This is a genomic window from Bacillus sp. HMSC036E02 (genome assembly GCF_001836235.1).
In the GTDB taxonomy this organism is placed as follows: Bacteria; Bacillota; Bacilli; order Bacillales; family Bacillaceae_G; genus Bacillus_A; species Bacillus_A cereus.
In genome coordinates, this window is record NZ_KV827869.1 from 103,397 (window position 1) to 120,145 (window position 16,749).

Below are 16,749 nucleotides of genomic sequence, written 5' to 3' on the forward strand. Positions count from 1 at the left end.
AATTAATAATGATTATCATCATTAATTACATTGACTTAACAAAATCAAACAATAAGTCATATTCTTTACTCTGCGTTCAAAAACCTGTCTCATTAAAGTTTCACCATATTACATAAATCCATAACCTTTTTCACAATCAACTCCGCAGTATTCTCTCCCGGTGGCATTAACAAATTTGTAACTGTTCCATACACAATAGGACTTAATTCTACTTCATATCCGCCATATGCATATTCGTCTTTTGTCGGTAAATAACCAAGATATCCGTTCATATATCCACCAAAGAAAGCCAATTCATTTTGAAGGCTCTCTTTCATTGCTAAGGCAGTTTCTGAAAAAGGTTCCATCGGTATACCTGAAAACATACCATCATTAACTTGAAACAGTTGAACTTCTAAATCTATACGTAACTTCCGAATACCTTGCCTATATTTCTCTAATACGATAGCAAGCCATTCATCCGTATTCACGCCCCACTGCTTCTCGGCTAATCGAGCCATGCTTCGTATCTCATCAATTTCAGGAATATCCTTCAACTTCATTTGCATCATACTTGAAACTGTCCTTAATTTTACAATTGGACTATATGTAACTGTTGGTAACATCGTTAATACATGTCCACTAAGTATGTAAGCCATTTGTTTTAACGCTTCCCTTGAACCGCGATATTTCGCATTCACATTTCCAGCGGCACCTTGAACAATAATAACAGGGCAGTTCACTATCTGCTCTAGAATCTCTCTCGTTATTCCAGGATAATCTGCTGATAATTCATCGCTATCACCTTTTAAAACATTCGGATGCGCAGTACAAAATACTATAATCCCAGATAGCTCCTTCGTTTCAGCATTTCTGATTGCCAACATGCCAATTCGTTTATCTACAACACCCTCAATATTTGTTCCCATCTTTGCTCTTCCATCAGATGTTCTCTCTCGTCGGTTTACACCGATATCACCTGTCGTAACACCCCATCCAACTTCGCATCGCTTTAAATTGTTATTTGCAGTAACAGCACCATGTACTACATTATTTACTAAAATCATTTTATACGACTGCACTAGCGGATCATCACCGACTGTCTCTGGACCGGAATGCGTATGAGTATAAACAACCGTTATTCGCTCAAATGGCACATGAAGCCTACTTGCTACTCGCTCACGAATCATATTCGTATCTTCTACTAACATCCCAATATTATCGATACTTATAAACACAGTTTTCATTTCATCTTTTTCAAATACAAAAACTGTCCCATAAATACGCTCTTCAATATTATTTATTCCTGTCTCTCTATGATATCCGACAAAATCAATACCTACAGGCGGCGTAATATCAACCTTACATACCCCTATTTTGCTCATTTAAATCACTCCATTTCTCTATATAACTCCCTTTTTTCAAGAATAGCATATTTAACTTGGTTCCAAATAAAAAGAACGGACACAGTATCCTATGTCCGTTCTTCCCCTCACACATACTTCCGATGCACCATCTTACCATCATAAGAAAACACAACGCCCTTACTCTCCACAATGGACTCCATATGCACCGTTCTTCCCCATAGTTGATGAAGATATGGTAATACTTTTTCTAAGTATTTTAAATCGAGCTCGATTCCTTCGTAACTATGTTTAATGTATAATTCTCCGTTCTTTAAGTAGTCTCCATCTTCTACTACTAAGTACGGGAACCCACCATTTGTACGCATATTTACGAGTTGATCACGTACATTTTCCCATTCTTTATCTATTACCTTATATTCTTTTCCTTGGCGCTGGAATAAGTACATATCTTCTCGCATAACAAGATCTTTATTTAAGTAGTTTCTTAAGAACGATACGTCCCATTCAATTTCGCGTACTTCAAACATTTTGTCACGGCCCGATCCTGGTTTTACGCCCCGTCGCTTCATTTCTTCAGTCGGATTGTTGTACCGTTCTTCAATATCTTCAAAGATTTTAATACCGAGGTAGTATGGATTAATACTTGTTTTTGATGGCTGAACGACACCTGCATTTAGTTTCGCAAATTCAATTGCTTCATCAGAGGTTAAGTCCATTTCACGAAGTATGCGTTGATGCCAGTAGGATGCCCAGCCTTCGTTCATGATTTTCGTTTCAAGCTGCGGCCAAAAATATAACATTTCTTCGCGCATCATCGTTAATATATCACGCTGCCAATCTTCTAACTCACGGCTATATTCTTCAATAAAGAGAAGTAAATCCTTCTCTGGTTGCGGTGGGATTTTCTTCTTTTTACGTATATTAGAGCGCTCTTGTTTTTTATTTCGGTTATCTAAATTCCATAAATCATCGTATTGCGATACCTTTTTCTTTTCTACTTCTTCCTCTTCTAAATCATCAATACTCCATGCGAGCTTCGGACGCATAAGCGACGGATCAATATGCTCTTGAATGGCAAGTACGGCATCTAAAAATGTTTCTACCTCTGCTTTTCCATACTTATGCTCATAAGCTTTCACACGGTCCGCTGTTGCGGCCATACTCTCTACCATATCTCGCTTCGTATTTGAAAAACGAATATTATTTTTGAAGAAGTCACAGTGTGCTAAAACGTGCGCGACAATTAATTTGTTTTGAATTAAAGAGTTCGTATCTAATAAAAAGGCGTAACATGGATCAGAGTTAATAACGAGTTCGTATATTTTACTAAGTCCTAAATCGTATTGTAATTTCATTCTGAAAAATTGTTTTCCAAAACTCCAATGTGAAAACCTTGTCGGCATCCCATATGCACCAAATGTATAAATAATTTCCGCTGGACATATTTCATAACGCATCGGATAAAAATCAAGCCCAAATCCAGTCGCAATTTCCGTAATTTCCGCAATCGCATATTGCAGTGCTTTATCGTCACTTGCTCTCATTATTTTCCCTCCTTACACTTTCCCTTAAGAAAGTGTATGATGAAGAACAAGCTTTCATGAGGATTGATTGCATAATAAAAAGACACCCCCGCAAAAACGAGAATGTCTCATCTATTAACCTTCAATAATCTCCATCTTCTCCGTAATCGGAGTACGTGCTTTTCCTTCTGGCGCTTTATCGAAATAGCCGATATGAAGAATTCCAACGATACGTCGGCCTCTTGTTAAACCGATTCCTTCTATAAATAATGGATTGTAGTTTAATCCGCCTGATTTCCAAACGCAACCTAATCCGCGTTCCCAAGCAAGAAGTTGGAAGTTTTGCATGAATGCACATGTTGCAGCATAATCTTCATCACGTTGAATTTGACGCGGATCTTCATTTATATATACAACAATTTGTGCAGGCGTGCTTAAAAAACGATCTGATAAAATTTTACCGCGTTTCGCTCTTTCTTCTTCCGTGAAAGAGTTTAATACTGCATCTACTAATTTCTTGCGGCCTTCTCCGATGTATAGTTTACAATTCCATGGTTCACGGTGCTTATGATTTGGTGCCCATGTTGCATCGTTTAATAGTTCAATTAATAAATCTTTTTCTACTGCTTTGTCTGTAAATGTACGAACAGAGCGTCTTTCTTTAATCACATTAGCGATGGAAGTATATGTAGTCATATTTATCTCTCCCTTATTTTTATCTATATGTATAAGTTTATCGTCATCATTGATATTGATTTTCAATTTCGATTATACCTTAGTTTTTTACTATTAATCAATGTTTTATGTTGGAAAACTTCTAAAAACGTCATTTCATACTGTGAATAAAAAAACTTGATTTGTTCACAAGTATTTCACATTTTATGGAAATGATATGTGTACAGTTTTCTACATTATCCATCTAGGAGGAGTTTACATGTACAAAAAAATCGCTGTTTGTATGACTATGGCAGCATTATTATGCGGGATATCCACCTTCCCTACATCCGCTGCCACACCAAAAGAAGTAACAATGCATCACCATAAACCAATTCCAGAAGAAGAAGTGCAATCGCTAGAAAAACTCGGCTATAACAAACATGAAATTTGGAAAGCTGCTCATATTGCAAGAATTAGTAATAAAGAAATAAAAGATGTTTTAGCTTACTATAAGCAAAATAAATCTTGGGAGAAAACAGCCGAGCATTTCGGTGTAGATCCAAGTAAGCTGAAAAAGCATCATATGAATAAAGAAACAAAGCAAGCACTGCTACAACAGTTAGCAACTATGCAAAAATCCACACCGGATCAGCTAAAGCAAAAAATGAAAGAATATAACATCAAATTGCGTCATCTTACTGTGTTAACAATCATCTCTCAAAAAAGCAATACCCCTCTTGATGATGTATTAAAGATGAAAAAAGATGGAATGGACATTAAACAAATTGCCGAAAAATTAAATGTAAAAAGAGAAGATATACGAGCGGAAATGATGAAATTAGTGAAGTCTATTAAAGAACAAAAAACAAATTAAACTGCTAAAAAGGAAGAGGCTTTCACTACTCTTCCTTTTCTTTATGAACTTTCAATTTTTAAGTATAAATTCCCGTCTTTCCCAAAAACTAACACAAGTAAATGATGTAAGTTAGGGGTGAGAAAATGTTCGGTTTATCATCTAAGAAATCAAAAAAGACTAATACAAAAACACTTTGTTCTATCCCAGAATTTATACAAACCATGAAAGAATCAAGCGATTTTGTCTCTTATAACATACTTAAAGATGAAACGTTGTGCTTGTTTTATTATAAATCTGTCGTGGAAGCACTTATTATTAAACAATTCATTTTAACTCCTATAAAAAAGGAATCGGAACAAATCCAAAACATCTCTGATTTATGTAATATTATCTCTATTGAAGACATTATTACCTCCCCTTCTATTGATGATATTCGTGAAAAATTATTAGGTGGATATATTTTAATACGCTTAAAAAACAATTCGAATCCTGATCAATATGCTTTAATTCGTGCCGAAAGTACTGTTTTAGGAAAACGATTATATAACGATACAGAAAATGAGTATAGCGTAATCGGGCCTAAAATCGGTTTCGTTGAAAACCTTGATACAAATATCCACTTATTACGCCGAAATATCGTAACGGAGCAACTCATTTTTAAAGAAGTTACCGTCGGATCTATATCAAAAACAAAAGTAGCAGTTGCTTATATAGAAGGAATTACAAATGAACAATTTGTCAACACCGCAATTCAACGGCTAGAAGACATTGACTTTGATGTCCCATTTGATGCAACTATGATTGAGCAATTTATTAGTGATAATAGCAATTCACCTTTTCCTGTTCTATTACCTACAGAACGATTAGATCGAGCTGTATTTGCATTAATTAACGGGGAAGTTTTAATTTTAACAGATGGCTCTCCATATGCTTTATCAGGACCAACAACGTTACTGGATTTTTTCATTTCACCAGAAGATTATTATTTACCGTGGATGATTGGATCGTTCTTTCGTATTATTCGTTTTTTCGGAGCTATATTTTCTCTTTTTTCCTCCGCTATTTATACAGCGGCTTTAACATATCATTATCAAATGATCCCTGCCGATCTACTAGGTCCTATTATTTTCTCAAGAGCTAACGTACCTTTTCCTCCTATTCTAGAAGCACTCTTTTTAGAAATTACAATCGAATTGCTTCGTGAAGCAGGGGCGCGTTTACCAACAAAAGTCGGACAAACGATCGGGATTGTTGGGGGGATTGTAATTGGCCAAGCATCTGTTGAAGCAGCTTTAACAAGTACAATTTTATTAATTGCAGTTGCTTTATCCGCCCTTGCATCTTTCACAACACCGACTGTAAAGATGTCTTCTACTATCCGGTTGTTACGCTTTCCGCTTATTCTCTTAGCCGGTGCATTCGGAGGATTAGGCCTCGCTGTCGGATTTGTATTTATTTTAGCTCATTTAATTAAATTAAAATCGCTTGGATCACCTTATTTGTTACCTTTATATCCATTTCGTGGTTTAGGTACAGCAGAAGGTTTTCTTCGATTACCATTTAGTCAAACGGCACAAAGACCTTCTTTTCTTAGACCAAAATCAAAATGGCGCTACAATCCAAACAAATCGAAGCAAAAACGTGATGGTGAGAATGAATGAAAAAAATTTTATTGCACCTTATCATTATCTTCTTCGTTTTACAAACTGGCTGTACACAAACGTATATAGTGGATGCACAGCGTATTATTCATATTGCTGGATTTGACATCACAAAAAACAAAAAATTCCAAGGAACTATTCTATTCCCAGAGTACACACATGGTGTAAAGTCTAAACCAGAGACGCAAACAACATCTGCCCGTTCACTTGAAACAATTGCTTCACGATTAAATGCGAAATCTCCTCACAATGTTGTTGTAGGTCAAATGCGTGTCGTCCTATTTGGAAAGGCTCTAGGGGAACGCGGAATGGGAGAGATTATTACTAACTTACAACGTGACCCAAATATCGGGCGTGATGTACAACTAGCAATTGTAGATGGATCGGCTGAAGAGCTTTTAAATTACGGGAAAAAAAATGGGTCTTTATATATTGCTGATTTACTCGAGCAAAATATAAGAAATGAGAACATTCCACAAACTGAATTAAACATTTTTTTATATAATTATTACTCTTCTGTATGTGATGCCTATGTTCCTTATATTAAAATGGACGATAATCATTCTGTCGCTGTCAAAGGACTTGCCTTTTTAAAAGGCGATAAAGTCGTCATGTATACGGATAAAAGACATTCTGTTTTAGCAAAATTACTTATTAATCCTACGAAAAATGGACGTTACGAAGCAGCAATAAAAAAGGATAAACATAAAGGTATGGTTGTTATACAAAACTTAGCTGGGGAAAATAAGTATGATATAGATCAAACTGGCGACATACCAAAAGTAAAAATCCATTTAAAACTAAATGGATTAATTAAAAACTCTCCTAATGGGATTGATCTAAGAAAAAAAACAAATATCAACTATATAAAAAAACAAATTGAACGAAATGTCGAAAAAGACTGTGAAGATTTAATAAAACAATTTCAAGAAAAAGAAATTGATCCTTTAGGAATACGAGATGAAATTAGAAGCCATACGAGAAAATGGAATATAAAACAACTTCGAAATATGTATAAAAATATAGCGGTAGATATAAATTTAGATCTTAATATTGTACAATCTGGAATCGGAGAATAGTGAGGTGAAATAAGCAATGAATACAATGAATAAAACAAAGACCGTATCTCCATATTTTGCATTTATTTTATTGCATTCTCTCCAGGTTGGTATAGGAATTCTCGGATATCAACGTGTAATTTTGAAAAATGCAGGTTATGATGCTTGGATTTCTCTTATTATTGCAGGTATTGCAACTCATATTGTACTGTTTTGTATGTTAAAAATGCTTGAAAAAGACGGAGATTTAATTAGTATTCATACAACAACCTTTGGAAAATGGGTTGGCTCTATATTTTCTGTAATTTTCACTCTTTATTGCTTATTATTTTGCCTTACTGTTCTTCGTACATATATAGAAGTGATACAAGTTTGGATTTTCCCTACCATTAAGTTATGGAAACTTACGCTTATGTTTTTATTAGTCACTTACTACATTATAAAAGGTGGCTTCCGTTCTGTGACAGGGATATGTTTTTGGGGGATTGTTCTTCCTATGTTCGTTGTATTCTTTTTAGTCTATCCGATGAAGTATGCACATTTTCGTAATATTTTACCCATTTTTACACATTCACCTTTTGACATGCTTATATCTGCAAAACACTCTGCATTGGAATTTCTAGGGTTTGAAACAATTCTTATCTTTTATCCCTTTATTGAAAAAGGAAAATCTTTAAAAAGATGGGCCCATGCTGGAATTGCTTTTAGCACCTTAATTTATGTAGTTTTAGCTATCGTATCTTTTATGTATTACAGCGAGGGACAATTAAACCGTACTATTTGGCCTACTTTAACGATGTTAAAAATAATTAAAGTTCCTTTTATTCAGCGCTTTGAATATATTATTATTTTCGTTTGGTTTTTAATTATTTTACCAAACCTTTGCTTAACCATTTGGTCATCATGTCAAACGATGAAGCGTTCCTTTCATATTTCATTTAAATTTACATTACCGTTTTTTATTTTCATCATATTTTCAGCTTCTCTACTTTTCACAAACCGTGAAAGTATCAACACATTAAATACCGTACTATCTCAAGCGGGTTTATATATTGTATACGCTTATATCCCAATTTTATTTCTATTCCATTCGCTAAGATGTCGCTTCAAAAATCAGTCAAAAAAATCTTCAACCGATACACCGTAATCTCTGATACAATTTGATTAATACATTTGTAAAGGGGACAAGCGAATGAAAAAGTATGTATTTTCTTTACTTGCAGTACTAAGCTTAATTCTTGCTGGATGCGGAAGTACTGGTACAAATGACCAAAAATCTTCTGAATCAAAACAAGAAGAACATGACCACGCATCGCACACTCAGCAAGCTGACATTCAAGAGAAAACAAAAGGAGTCGACACACTTCCAACCTTCCTAGATAAGCTTGATCCACAAATGAAAGATATCTACACCGTCGCTGGACAAAATGCAGAGCTATTAGATTGGATTCCATGCTATTGTGGTTGCGGTGAAAGTGTAGGACATAAAAATAATAAAAACTGCTTTATTCGTGAAATTAAAAAGAATGGTGAAGTTGTTTGGGACTCCCATGCAACGACTTGCGTCAATTGCCTAGAAATTGCAGTTGAATCTGCTTCCATGAAACAAAAAGGAAAATCAACGCTTGAAATTCGTAACTATATCGATAATAAATACAAAGAAGGCTATGGCAAACCAACACCTACGCCAATGCCAAAAGCTTAAAAAACGAGGGAATTCCTCGTTTTTTCTTTTCATTCTCATTTTTTCTTAACAAATTCTTTCAAGTGTATTTCTCCTTACTTATCACACACTATATATAACTCTCGGTAAGGAGGGTACACAGTGCAAACATATAACGACTATGATAAAGCTCTCTATTACACGTATTGCTGTAATTGGGATAAATTACTCGTTCTCATGGTTCAAACGAACGATCAATTATTTTCTAAGCGTATTGAGCATTTTTTACACGCTTATCAATACAGCAAGGAACTGCCAGAAGTTGATAAACAATTGCAGCTCCTATTTCAATATATTGACCACGCATCCCAAAAGTCGCATGTAGAAGAAGTAGAACAAATTCAAATGTAAACTATAGCGCTATTCTCTTCCGGAGAATGGCGCTTTTTTTAAATTTTTATATCAATAAAAGTTTCTCCTCATAAAACTTTTATTGATAAACATATTTTTTCTTTCTTTTCCATACCACTTCATACTATAATTTAGTATGTAACTATTATAAGAGAGGTATAAAATATGGGACGAGAAAAAAAGCAAGAATATGCTTTACTTACCGCATGGGGAGCTTCTTTTATCGCTACACTGGGAAGTCTTTATTTTTCCGAAATCATGAAATTTGAGCCTTGTGTACTTTGTTGGTATCAACGTATTTTTATGTATCCATTCGTTTTATGGCTCGGTATCGCTGTAGCAAAAAAAGATTATCGCATCGCAAGTTATTCTTTACCAATTGCAAGTATTGGTGCTTGTATTTCTTTATATCACTATGCAATTCAAAAAGTCCCAGCGTTTTCAGCTGCTGGAGCAGCTTGCGGTCGTGTACCCTGCACCGGAGAATTTATAAACTGGTTTGGTTTTATTACAATCCCGTTTTTAGCACTTATCGGCTTTATTACAATCGCTGTTTGTAGCTTTATTGTCATCAAAAACAAATAAGGAGATGAAAGAATGAAAAAAATGCTTATATTTGGTGGTATTATTATCGCCTTGTTCGTAGCAATTTTCGCTGTCACACAAATGGAAGAAAAAAATGCTACTAGCCAAAAGATTGATAATCCTACTGAAAGTAAGACAAACGGTCCTGACTACTACACAAATAAAATCTCTCTTTCAGATCTTCAAAAGAACTTAAAAGAGAAAAAAGAAGAAACAGTATACTTTTATCAAACATCTTGCGTTCATTGCCAAAAATTATCTCCTGTCCTAGTGCCAATGGCTAAAGACTTAAACGTTGATATGAAAGTTATGGATATTGAAAAATTAGATGCTCCTTGGGATGAATATAAAATTCAAGGAACACCAACAATCATTCATTTTAAAGATGGCAAAGAAGTGAGCCGTATTAGCGGTGAACAGCCGAAAGATAAATTAAAAGAATGGCTTGAGCAAACGAAAAAGTAACGAGAAAAGGAAACTCCTTCTACACATGAAATGGGTGTAAAATCCCACACTAATGTATAAGGAGGGGGTTTTATGCCAGAAGTAAGATGTTCTGTTTCCAACTGTTCTTTTTGGGGACAAGGTAACTTTTGTCAAGCAAGTGCGATCATCGTTCAGCCTGATGCAGATGAAACTGGTCAAACTGAAAATGATTCATATACAGCTGCTGTTTTAACAAACGAGACGCTAGAAAGTTCTGTAGCAACGAGTGTAGAGACTTGTTGTCATACATTTAAGCCTAAATATTAACAATTATTCCACCTCATATACGTGAGGTGGTTTTTTCTTTCTCTCTTCTTGTTTACGTCATCTCTAATTCTCCCTATAATAAAGTTAACATTTTTATGAATACGAAGGTGAAATACTATGGCTAAAACAATTGCAGATATCGCCAAATTGGCTGGCGTTGCAAAAAGCACAGTCTCTCGTTACTTAAACGGCGGATATGTAAGTGATAAAACAAAACTTAAAATCGAAGGTATTATTCAGGAAACAAATTTCTCTCCCAATACATTTGCTCAAAGTTTAAAAGCAAAAACAACAAATTTAATTGGTGTCATCATCCCCCGATTAGACTCCTTCGCTACAATGAAAACACTTATCGGGATCGATAAAACATTACAGGAAAATAACTATCAAATGCTTGTAGCAAATGCAAATCAAACAACCGAAACTGAAATACAAGCAATTGAAAACTTTATAAAACAAAAGGTAGCTGGCATTATTTTATTAACAAAAACATTAACGAATGAACATCAAAAAATTATGGCTAATTCAAACATCCCTATTTTATTCGTCGGGCAAGAATATAAAGATCAATATTGCCTCGTTCACGATGATTATGATGCAGCTTATGAGTTAGGGGCATACGTTTTATCCCAAGGCCATCGACATATTGCCTATTTAGGGATAGAAAAAGATGATATTTCTGTTGGAATACATCGAAAAAATGGTTTTCAAAAAGCAATTGAAAATTTAGAACCGACTTGCAACGTTTCATATTACGAAACAACTTTCCGCATAGAAGATGCCATGAAACAAGTACAACATATTTTAGATAATAATCGCCCAACTCTTATCGTATGTGCTACAGATAACATCGCTCTTGGCGCAATGAAAGTCATTCACTCCCACTCCCTTTCTGTACCAGGTGATATTTCTGTAACAGGATTCGGTGGATATGATATTTCAGAAATGGTACACCCTAGTTTAACGACAATTGCGTTTGACTATGAGTATGCTGGAAAGCTTGCTGCCACTTCTCTTTCACAGCTTGTTGAAAACAAAACTATACCAAAAATATTACACTCTCGTTATACATTAAAAATCCAAGAAAGCGTTGACAAAATATAAAGGCGCTCTATAATAAAATTAAAACCGGTTCCACATTTTAAAAACAGGATTTTCAACATCATTTCCCTGTTTTTTATTTTAACTCATTACGGAACCGGTTCCATAAAAGAGAATTTATAGTAAGGGGGAATTTTTATGGATATGAAGCAAATTGCAACTCAAGTAATACAGAACATTGGTGGAAAGGAAAACATTGTTCGTGCCACACATTGCGCGACTCGCCTTCGTCTTATATTAAAGGATGATACGAAAATAAACTCTGCAGAAATCGAAAGCATCGATGGAGTAAAAGGTGCTTTCGCAACGACCGAGCAATATCAAATTATTTTTGGAACTGGCATAGTAAACAAAGTATATGATGAATTCTCAAAACTAATTGGAATAGCCGAACTAGATTCTACAACATCAAACGATATACCTAAGAAAAAAATGAACCCTATCGCCCGCCTAGCAAAGACACTATCTAATATTTTTGTTCCAATTATTCCAGCTATCGTCGCAAGCGGTTTACTTATGGGTCTACTCGGAATGTTGAAAGCGTTTAAATTAGTTCCTGGAGATCACTCACTTATCCAATTACTTGATATGTTCTCAAGTGCAGCTTTCATTATTTTACCTATTTTAATTGGAGTTAGTGCCGCTAAAGAATTTGGTGGTAACATTTTCTTAGGTGCAGTTGTTGGTGGTATATTAACTCACCCAAGCTTAACAAATCCTTGGACTCTTTCAAATGCAAAACCAACTGTTTTACATTTCTTTGGTATGGATATTGATATGATTGGCTATCAAGGTACTGTTTTACCTATTTTATTATGCGTATATGTTATGAGTACAATTGAAAAAGAACTTCGAAAACGTGTTCCGAACTCTTTAGATTTATTAGTTACACCATTCTTAACAATTATTATAACTGGCTTTTTATCACTTATTATTATCGGACCAATTGGATATAAAATCGGTGACGGCATTACGTACCTTTTAAATACAATCTATCAATTTGCAGGACCAGTAGCTGGACTTATATTCGGCGGATTGTATTCAACAATCGTTCTTACTGGCTTACACCATAGCTTCCACGCTATTGAAGCAGGCTTACTCGCAAATAAAGATATCGGTGTCAATTTCTTACTCCCTATTTGGTCAATGGCGAACGTTGCACAGGGCGGTGCTACTTTAGCTGTCTATTTCAAAACAAAAAACAAAAAAACGAAAGAAATTGCAATTCCGGCCGCAGCTTCAGCATTTTTAGGAATTACAGAACCAGCTATTTTTGGTGTCAATTTAAAACTTGGTAAACCATTTATTGCAGCAGCTATTGGCGGCGCAATTGGAGGCGCTTACGTTGTTTGGATGCAAGTGGCGGCTAATGCATACGGTTTAACAGGTATTCCGATGCTTACAATTGTTGCACCTCTTGGCATGATGAACATGATTCACTATATAATTGGTTTCGCTATTGCAGTTATCACTGCTTTTGTTGCCACATTCATTTTATATAAAGAAAGTAAATAATAACGGGGTGAAAACCTATGTCAAAATATAAAACAATACTGCAATCTAATAAAGACGAATTACATTCTTTATATGAAATTGCAAACCAAGATTCATGGAAACCAATTTATCATATCCACCCACCATTTGGATTAATGAATGATCCTAACGGTGTATCCTACTACAATGATGAATATCACGTTTTTTATCAGTGGTATCCATTTGGTCCCATTCATGGAATAAAGCATTGGGGGCATGTGAAGTCAAAAGACCTTATTAACTGGGAGCGTATGCCTGTAGCCATCATCCCTACTGAAAGCTATGAATCACACGGTGCATATTCTGGTAGTGCTATCGTAAAAGATGGCCTTCTTCATTTACTTTATACAGGGAATATAAAAAAGCCTAATGATTCCCGTGATGCAAAACAATGTATGGCAACAATGGATTCACAATATACGGTGACGAAATATAGTAATAATCCTGTTATTGATATAATTCCTGACGGATATACAAAACATGTACGTGATCCAAAAGTCTGGAAACATAATGATATGTACTATATGTTACTCGGTGCCCAACGTGAAAATAAAACAGGAACTCTATTACTATACAAATCACAAGACCTATACAATTGGCATTTCCAAGGTGAAATTACAACAAATTTAAAAGAATTCGGATTTATGTGGGAATGCCCCGATTACTTCCAATTATCAGGGAAAGATGTACTTCTCTTTTCACCGCAAGGAATTGAAAAAGACGGCGAAAACTTTCACAATATATACAATGTCGTTTATGCCATAGGCCATTTCGATATTAAAAATTTATATTTCCATGTTGATTCCTATTACGAAGCTGATAAAGGATTCGATTTTTATGCCCCTCAAACTTTAGAAGACTCTACTAGTCGTCGCCTATTGTTTGCTTGGGCAGGATCAAGTGAAATCACATATCCTTCTGATGATTATATGTGGGCTCATTGCCTAACACTTCCACGTGAATTAACATTAGAAGATAACATCTTAAAACAAAAACCAGTTTCAGAATTAACAAAACTACGAACAACAAAAAAAGAAATTTCAGGAGATATAACAGCTGGATTAAATGTATTATCAACGCTTGATGATAAAGGCTCCTATGAATTAATTGTTACACTTAAAACAGAAGATGCAAAGCGTTTTGGGCTTTCTCTCTTCCACAATGAGGAGGAATGTTTCCCCATTACATTTAATCGGGCACAAGGTACTATTTCTATAGACAGGGGCAACTTCTACCATCAATTTGGCGGAGAATATGGATTTGAACGCTGTAAAAAAATCGATATTCAAGATACGATAGAACTACAAATATTTGTAGATAAAAGCATCGTGGAAATTTTCTTATACGATGGTTCAACAGTCTTTACGTCCCGAGTTTTTCCTCGAAAAGACATGAAACATCATATCGCAATCTTTTCAGATGCAAAACTAAACTTTATCATCACACAATATAAGCTGAAAAGAGGGATTGTATGAGAAATGTCTTTTGTATAGGTGAACTATTAATTGATTTTGTGTGCCGAAATACTAACGTTTCTTTAGTAAACGGTTCAGATTTCGAAAAAAAAGCTGGTGGAGCACCCGCTAACGTTGCTGCTGCGATTACAAAATTAGGTGGACACGCTACATTTATGGGGCAAGTAGGAAATGACCCATTTGGTGAGTTTCTTGAACAAACTTTACAGCGTGCGCAAGTCGATACATCCATGCTCATAAAAGATAAACAAACAACACTTGCATTCGTATCCATCAATCAAGATGGGGAACGTGATTTTACTTTTATGCGTGGTGCAGATGGTGAATATCAATTCAATAGCATTGATTTATCAAAAATACAAACGAATGATTTAATACATTTCGGTTCAGCGACAGCTTTACTATCAAGCCCATTAAAAGAAACGTATTTTCAGTTGTTACAATATGCGAAAGATAACGGCCATTTTATTTCTTTTGATCCAAATTATCGAAGTGCACTCATTACAAATACAGAACAATTCTCTCAAGATTGTCTAACCTTTATAAAACATGCACACTTCGTAAAAGTAAGTCAAGAGGAAGCTACTATGCTCTCTAAAGAGAGTGATTTACAACAAGCTGCACTCAAATTATTAAATTATGGCGCAAAAGTAGTAGCTATTACACTTGGAAAAGACGGTACACTTCTTGCGACAAATGAAGGTCAAACCATTGTCTCTTCTATTTCCATTCAACAAGTCGATACAACTGGTGCTGGTGATGCTTTCGTTGGAGCAATGTTATATCAGATTGCCCAAAGTGAACATACACTTTCATATCATTTCAAAGACTTAACAGCGTTTATCTCCTTTGCAAATAAAGTAGGTGCTATCACATGTACAAATTACGGTGCAATTGCCTCTCTTCCATCATTAACAGATATAAAAGCATACGATTAATCGTATGCTTTTTTACATTCCCCTCCAAAAATCATGCATAATAAAAAAGTACAAAATAACGAGAACGGCCGTCCCGCATAAGGTAATGCGCCGATATATACTCTTCTCTCCTTCCCTCGCTTTCACAAACGCCCAAATAAATCCGAAGAACAATATTAAATCAACATATGGAACATAAAAAGAAAAGACGAGAAACGCATATAAATACACGATAAATAAACAGGTCGTTACTAAAAAAACTTTAAACGCAAATTCACTTTTCATAATATAACCGCCCCCTATCTGTACTGTATTATATTCAGCAAAATATAATAGTTGCAGTTAAACTCCAAGTATAAATAAGCTACCGTCTATAAAACGGTAGCCATTACGGAACATTGTATTCTCGTTTATATATATTACTTAAAATCGAAGAAGGAATTTGCTCGTAACGAATTTTCTCTCCTGTTTCATCTATAATATACAAATTGTTTCCTATATAATATATTCCATCTTTTCGTTTTGAGTACACTGGATATCTTTCATTTGGCAATACCGTTTTCACTTTTGTTAACTGTCCATTTGGTTCTTGCCAATATATATCCGCGCGGTCTACTAGCGTAAGTACTCCAATTTGTTCTTCTTCTATTTTCCGACTATTCCAGCTCACAACGCGATAACCAAGCTTATTCGCTTCATATTCGGGGCTCGTATGAAAACGAGAAATGATTACTTTTGTTTGTAATTGTACTCTGTCATATAACCATTGTATATCCCTGTCATGCATGCGAATACAACCATTTGATTCCCTACTTCCAATCGTCCATTCCCGATTTGTCCCGTGAATTGCATATTCATTCTTATCTAGTCCAAGCCACCTCGTACCGAGAGGATTATTCGGTGCACCCCCAGGTATTTTTTTTCGATGGTATTCTTTATTTTTAAATTTAGTTATAATACAAAAGTTACCTTCAGGCGTAGGTGTACGATCTCTTCCAGTCGTTACTGGAAATGTTTTTGTATAATTTCCATTCTCAAAAAAAGACAACTGATTTGTCGTAAGATTCACTAATATTAAATGATCTGTATTAGCAAAAGCACTAACCGGTAGGATGAAAAATAATAGTATGACGAAACATAACTTTTTCAGCTATATCCCCCCTAGCGCTCACTATAATAAGTGGAATTAACATTACTTTGCTCTTATAAA

At 35.1% G+C, this 16,749-nt stretch carries 18 protein-coding genes; 13 read left to right on the top strand and 5 right to left on the bottom strand.

The genetic code is table 11. The features are described 5' to 3' along the window. Positions 1–92 precede the first annotated feature (92 nt). The 3 genes from HMPREF2590_RS24800 to HMPREF2590_RS24810 all read right to left on the bottom strand — a co-directional run bounded on the left by HMPREF2590_RS24800 (position 93) and on the right by HMPREF2590_RS24810 (position 3,565). Complete coding sequence (locus tag HMPREF2590_RS24800; RefSeq protein ID WP_000034547.1) at positions 93–1,364, bottom strand: neutral/alkaline non-lysosomal ceramidase N-terminal domain-containing protein; 1,272 nt, start codon at positions 1,362–1,364, stop codon at positions 93–95. Between the two features lie 107 nt (positions 1,365–1,471). Further along, positions 1,472–2,890 carry a stage V sporulation protein SpoVR gene (gene spoVR / locus HMPREF2590_RS24805; RefSeq protein ID WP_001202701.1) on the bottom strand — a complete coding sequence of 473 codons (1,419 nt, stop codon included), beginning with the start codon at positions 2,888–2,890 and terminating at the stop codon, positions 1,472–1,474. Positions 2,891–3,004: 114 nt separating this feature from the next. After that, positions 3,005–3,565 carry a nitroreductase family protein gene (locus tag HMPREF2590_RS24810; protein WP_050821643.1) on the bottom strand — a complete coding sequence of 187 codons (561 nt, stop codon included), beginning with the start codon at positions 3,563–3,565 and terminating at the stop codon, positions 3,005–3,007. Between the two features lie 238 nt (positions 3,566–3,803). On the opposite strand from HMPREF2590_RS24810, the gene HMPREF2590_RS24815 reads away from it, so the two are divergent. The 13 genes from HMPREF2590_RS24815 (at position 3,804) to HMPREF2590_RS24875 (ending at position 15,560) form a co-directional block, all read left to right on the top strand. Beyond that, positions 3,804–4,400: a hypothetical protein gene (locus HMPREF2590_RS24815; RefSeq protein ID WP_000276968.1), complete on the top strand. Its 597-nt coding sequence runs from the start codon at positions 3,804–3,806 to the stop codon at positions 4,398–4,400. A gap of 125 nt (positions 4,401–4,525) precedes the next feature. Further along, positions 4,526–6,043, top strand: coding sequence for a spore germination protein (locus HMPREF2590_RS24820; RefSeq protein WP_000467488.1), 1,518 nt, complete (start codon positions 4,526–4,528; stop codon positions 6,041–6,043). Continuing rightward, the gene (locus HMPREF2590_RS24825; protein WP_050821641.1) at positions 6,040–7,122 is read left to right on the top strand and encodes a Ger(x)C family spore germination protein; all 1,083 of its coding nucleotides are present in this window, start codon (positions 6,040–6,042) and stop codon (positions 7,120–7,122) included. The genes HMPREF2590_RS24820 and HMPREF2590_RS24825 overlap by 4 nt, the downstream gene beginning before the upstream one ends. A 16-nt stretch (positions 7,123–7,138) precedes the next feature. Continuing rightward, on the top strand, positions 7,139–8,248 hold the full coding sequence (locus tag HMPREF2590_RS24830; protein WP_001095044.1) for a GerAB/ArcD/ProY family transporter: 1,110 nt from the start codon (positions 7,139–7,141) through the stop codon (positions 8,246–8,248). 45 nt (positions 8,249–8,293) lie between these two features. Beyond that, positions 8,294–8,806 carry a PCYCGC domain-containing protein gene (locus tag HMPREF2590_RS24835; RefSeq protein ID WP_000761029.1) on the top strand — a complete coding sequence of 171 codons (513 nt, stop codon included), beginning with the start codon at positions 8,294–8,296 and terminating at the stop codon, positions 8,804–8,806. 120 nt (positions 8,807–8,926) lie between these two features. Then, positions 8,927–9,175 (top strand): YhdB family protein, encoded by a 249-nt coding sequence (locus tag HMPREF2590_RS24840; RefSeq protein WP_001195459.1) that lies wholly within the window; start codon positions 8,927–8,929, stop codon positions 9,173–9,175. 165 nt (positions 9,176–9,340) lie between these two features. Continuing rightward, on the top strand, positions 9,341–9,760 hold the full coding sequence (locus HMPREF2590_RS24845) for a disulfide formation protein C (protein ID WP_000532264.1): 420 nt from the start codon (positions 9,341–9,343) through the stop codon (positions 9,758–9,760). Between the two features lie 12 nt (positions 9,761–9,772). Then, positions 9,773–10,225, top strand: a complete 453-nt coding sequence (locus HMPREF2590_RS24850) for a thioredoxin family protein (protein ID WP_000738450.1) — start codon at positions 9,773–9,775, stop codon at positions 10,223–10,225. Between the two features lie 72 nt (positions 10,226–10,297). Further along, positions 10,298–10,513: a DUF1540 domain-containing protein gene (locus HMPREF2590_RS24855; protein WP_001115481.1), complete on the top strand. Its 216-nt coding sequence runs from the start codon at positions 10,298–10,300 to the stop codon at positions 10,511–10,513. Positions 10,514–10,630: 117 nt separating this feature from the next. Continuing rightward, on the top strand, positions 10,631–11,617 hold the full coding sequence (locus HMPREF2590_RS24860; RefSeq protein WP_001140396.1) for a LacI family DNA-binding transcriptional regulator: 987 nt from the start codon (positions 10,631–10,633) through the stop codon (positions 11,615–11,617). A 135-nt stretch (positions 11,618–11,752) separates the two neighbouring features. Further along, the gene (locus tag HMPREF2590_RS24865) at positions 11,753–13,129 is read left to right on the top strand and encodes a sucrose-specific PTS transporter subunit IIBC (protein WP_000367323.1); all 1,377 of its coding nucleotides are present in this window, start codon (positions 11,753–11,755) and stop codon (positions 13,127–13,129) included. A 17-nt stretch (positions 13,130–13,146) separates the two neighbouring features. Then, on the top strand, positions 13,147–14,622 hold the full coding sequence (gene scrB, locus HMPREF2590_RS24870) for a beta-fructofuranosidase (RefSeq protein WP_000049734.1): 1,476 nt from the start codon (positions 13,147–13,149) through the stop codon (positions 14,620–14,622). Beyond that, a complete protein-coding gene (locus HMPREF2590_RS24875) occupies positions 14,619–15,560 on the top strand; it encodes a carbohydrate kinase family protein (protein ID WP_001246644.1) in 942 nt (313 codons plus the stop codon). Before scrB ends, HMPREF2590_RS24875 begins: the two co-directional genes overlap by 4 nt. A gap of 12 nt (positions 15,561–15,572) precedes the next feature. Here HMPREF2590_RS24875 and HMPREF2590_RS24880 read toward each other — a convergent pair whose 3' ends face one another. Together HMPREF2590_RS24880 and HMPREF2590_RS24885 are read right to left on the bottom strand one after the other, a co-directional pair. Next, positions 15,573–15,824, bottom strand: coding sequence for a hypothetical protein (locus tag HMPREF2590_RS24880; RefSeq protein WP_000834195.1), 252 nt, complete (start codon positions 15,822–15,824; stop codon positions 15,573–15,575). A 103-nt stretch (positions 15,825–15,927) separates the two neighbouring features. Beyond that, entirely contained in the window at positions 15,928–16,689 is a 762-nt protein-coding gene (locus HMPREF2590_RS24885; RefSeq protein WP_044584150.1) for a L,D-transpeptidase, read from the bottom strand. Between the last annotated feature and the right edge of the window lie 60 nt (positions 16,690–16,749).